The organism is Bergeriella denitrificans NBRC 102155 (genome assembly GCF_001592185.1).
In the GTDB taxonomy this organism is placed as follows: Bacteria; Pseudomonadota; Gammaproteobacteria; order Burkholderiales; family Neisseriaceae; genus Neisseria; species Neisseria denitrificans.
On the sequence record NZ_BCWL01000202.1, the window covers coordinates 1 to 3,652 of the forward strand.

Annotated in this window: 2 protein-coding genes; both read right to left on the minus strand. The window is 59.8% G+C overall.

Annotated elements, in window-relative coordinates; translation table 11 throughout:
- Positions 1-155: 155 nt before the first annotated feature.
- Positions 156-2,321, minus strand: a complete 2,166-nt coding sequence (gene dnaX, locus BDE01S_RS09110) for a DNA polymerase III subunit gamma/tau (RefSeq protein ID WP_066080530.1) — start codon at positions 2,319-2,321, stop codon at positions 156-158.
- 172 nt (positions 2,322-2,493) lie between these two features.
- A complete protein-coding gene (mltB, locus tag BDE01S_RS09115; protein WP_066080534.1) occupies positions 2,494-3,576 on the minus strand; it encodes a lytic murein transglycosylase B in 1,083 nt (360 codons plus the stop codon).
- Positions 3,577-3,652 lie beyond the last annotated feature (76 nt).

The window sequence follows — 3,652 nt, forward strand, 5'->3', positions numbered from 1 at the left end:
GGTTTAATCTCATTCCTATGAATGAGCGACGGGCAGGGATGCCCGTCCTACAAATAATCTGAAGCAACAAAAAGCCGTCTGAAAAACGATGTTTTCAGACGGCTTTTCTAGCTTGGCTGATTTGTTCTGCCGTATTTATTCTGCGGTAACCGCACTCACTGCTGCCCCGCCAATTCCAAAGTATCGGGCAGCCATTCAGCTTCGAATATCTGCAAAATCTGCTGCGCGGCAGGGTCGGCTTCCAGCAGCTCTTGCGCGCGTTGGCGGCCTTCGAGCTGCAGGCGTTTGCGGCGCATTTCGGGGGTTTCCCAGCCGGCGTCGTCCTGCCAGGGCTGGGTTTGCAGGCGCAGGGGGATGCCGTAGGCTTCGGCCAGCGTGCTTTGGATTTTGTCCAAACGCTCTTTTCTGGTGGTTTTGCGCGCTTCTTCCGTCAGTGCCAGATACATAATGTGCTGTGTTTCGTCATAGCCCACCCAGGCGGCGTGCTGCGCGGGCATTTGCGCGGCGCTGAATTTTTTGGCGAAACGCTGCACCAGTGCAGCCCAGTTTTCCGGCTTGAATTCGGGCAGCGGGGCAAACTGCGGTGCGTCGTCTTCGGCGTCATCGTCTGCTTCGTCTTCTTCCGCTTCAGGGGCGGCGGCGGCAAAATCGGGCGGCGGCGGCAAATCGTCTCCGCCCTCATCGGCTGAATACGGCTCAAAGCCATACGCTTCGTCGGGATAGGGCGGCGGATAGTCGTCGGCTTGCTCTGCGGGTTCGGCAGCGGGCGCGGGATATTCGGGCGCGGCGGGTGTTTCCGCCTGATATGCGGGCTGCGGCGCGGGCTGCTCGGGCTCTGCGGTTTGGGCGGCGGGCACAACAGGTGTTTCGGCGGCCTCGGCTGCGGGTTCGGCTTCCTGCGTTACAGCAGGCGAAACCGGTTCCGGCGCGGCTGTTGCGCGAGCGGGCATATCGCGCGGCGGCTTGTCTGCGGATAATTCAGACGGCGTCTCTTCCCACGGCGGGGTGTCGGTCGGCTTGGATGATGCGGTTTCACTGTTGCTAACAGGCTGTTCGGCTGCGGTTTGCGGCGCGGAGGTCTGAGTATTTGGCGCGGCACTTGGCTCTGCTGCGCTGCCGGCTGCGCTTTTTTCAGACGGCGTGGGCGGCGTCTGCGGCTTTTTTGGCGTACCTGCCGTTTCCGCATCGCGCAACTGGCTGTGTTCGATGATGCCGTCCGTACTGTGGGCGGCGGCGGCCAGCGGGGCAAAGGCCAGCATCCGCAGCAGGGTCATCACAAAACCTGCGTATTCGTCGGGCGCAAGGCTCAGGTCTTTTTTACCGTGTACGGCGCATTGGTAGTAAAGCTGGATCTGTTCGCCGCTCAAGGCTTGGCTCAAGGCCAGCAGGGTGTCGCGCTCGGGGTCGTCGGCGGCCAGCGAGGTGGGCACGGCCTGTATCAGCGCCAGGCGTTGCAGCAGCATGGCCAATTCGCTCAATGCGCTGTCGAAGCCGATGGCGCGCGCGGCCATTTCCTGCGCTTTGCCCAGCAGGGCTTCGCCGTCTTGCGCGACGATGCCCTGCAGCAACTCGTACAGATATTGTTTGTCCACCGCACCAATCATCTGGCGCACGTCCTGCTCGGCGACCTGCCCCGAACCCATGGCAATGGCTTGGTCGAGCAGGCTCAGGGCATCGCGCATGGAGCCTGCGGCGGCGCGCCCCAAGAGTTGCAGCGCGGCGGGTTCGTACGGTACTTGCTCGCTGTCGAGTACGTGCGCGAGGTGTTCGGCCACTTGCTGCGTGGTCATATTGCGTAACACAAATTGCAGGCAGCGGCTCAATACGGTAATCGGTACTTTGTGCGGATCGGTGGTGGCCAAGATGAATTTGACGTGCTCGGGCGGTTCTTCCAGCGTTTTGAGCATGGCGTTGAACGCGCTTTTGGAGAGCATGTGCACTTCGTCGATGATATAGACTTTGTATTTGCCCGCGGTCGGCGCGTATTGGGCGTTTTCCAACACTTCGCGGATGTTGTCGATACCGGTGTTGGAGGCGGCATCGATTTCCAGTAAATCCACATAGCGCCCGGCATCGATTTGGCTGCAGCTCGCGCACACGCCGCAAGGCTCGCCGTGGTCGGCGTTTTCGCAGTTGAGGCTTTTGGCCAAAATCCGCGCGATGGTGGTTTTGCCCACGCCGCGCGTACCGGTCAGCAGATAAGCATGGTGCAGGCGGCCTTCGTCCAGCGCGTTACGCAGGGCTTTGACGACGTGCTCTTGGCCGACCAAATCGGCAAAGGTTTTCGGACGCCATTTTCGTGCAAGAACTTGATAGGCCATGATGTTTTCCGCTAAGTGGATGATGGAATATATGCCGTTTTCAGACGGCCTGTACGCCCTGCCGGTCGGCGGCAGGCTCAGGCGGGCATTTTAGCATTTTTTGCCGCCCCGCGCCCGCCGCGCAAAAGCCGTCTGAAAAAACACCGCCCTGTTATAGGCGGTGCGGATGCAATCAGAGCTTGGTGCTGCCGACTGCGTTGGCGATGTCGCGCACCGCCGTGGCATACATGCGGCTGTTGTTGTACAGCCAAACCGAATAGAAATTATTCAGACCCAGATAGTATTCATATACGCCCGGGCTGGTTTCCAAGCGGTACAGCACGGCTTTTTCATGGTCGGCCACCGGCTCCTGCGGTACCACGCCGAGGGCTTTGAAATCGGCTACGGTGCGGGTGAGCGCGGTTTTCTCGTCAATAATCGCCTGCAGGTGGGCATTGATGTTCAGGCTGACGGGCACAACCATTTTGCCGCCGGTCTGCCAGCCGTGCTGCTTCATGTAGTTGGCGACCGAAGCGGCTACATCGCCGACGTTGTTCCAAATATCGCGGCGGCCGTCGCCGTCGTAATCCACCGCCCATTTACGGAAGCTGGACGGCATAAACTGCGGCATGCCCATCGCGCCGGCGTAGCTGCCTTTAAAGCTGAATACGTCGCGGTTTTCTTCTTTGGCAATCATCAGCAGCTCGGCCAGCTCGTTTTGGAAAAACTCGGCGCGGCGCGGATAATCAAATGCCAGCGTGCTCAAAGCGTCGGCCACGCGGAAGGTGCCGGTATTGCGGCCGTAATTGGTTTCGATGCCGATAATCGCCACAATCAGCTCGGCCGGTACGCCGTAGCGGCGGGCTACGTCGTCAATCACGGCGCGGTTTTCGGCGTAAAACTTGCGGCCGCCCGCAAATTTGGCCGCGCCCGAATTGCCGGTGCGGAATTCGTACCACGGGCGGGATGTGCCCGGGCGGTACATAATATTGATGATGTTGGCTTTATAGACCGTGCCGTCGAAAAACTGCTGCAATTCGCTGCGGCTGAACTGCTTTTGCGCCACTTCGTAATCGATCCAGCGCTGTACGTTGGTATTGCCGTTGAAGCCGCTGCTGGCCACCGATTCGGCTGCCGCATCAAACTTGGGGCGTTGGCCGGATGCCTGCTTGGCGGGCGCAGCCGCCGACGGCTGCTGCACGGCGGCGGGTTTGTCCGTACCGCACGCGCTCAAAAGTGCGGCAGCGGCCGCTAAGAAAATCACTGTTTTTTTCATGGGAAATCCGTCGTGTCTGAAATGAAAGCGCAGTTTAACAAACTACGCCGCTTTGATACAGCCTTAAACTGCTATA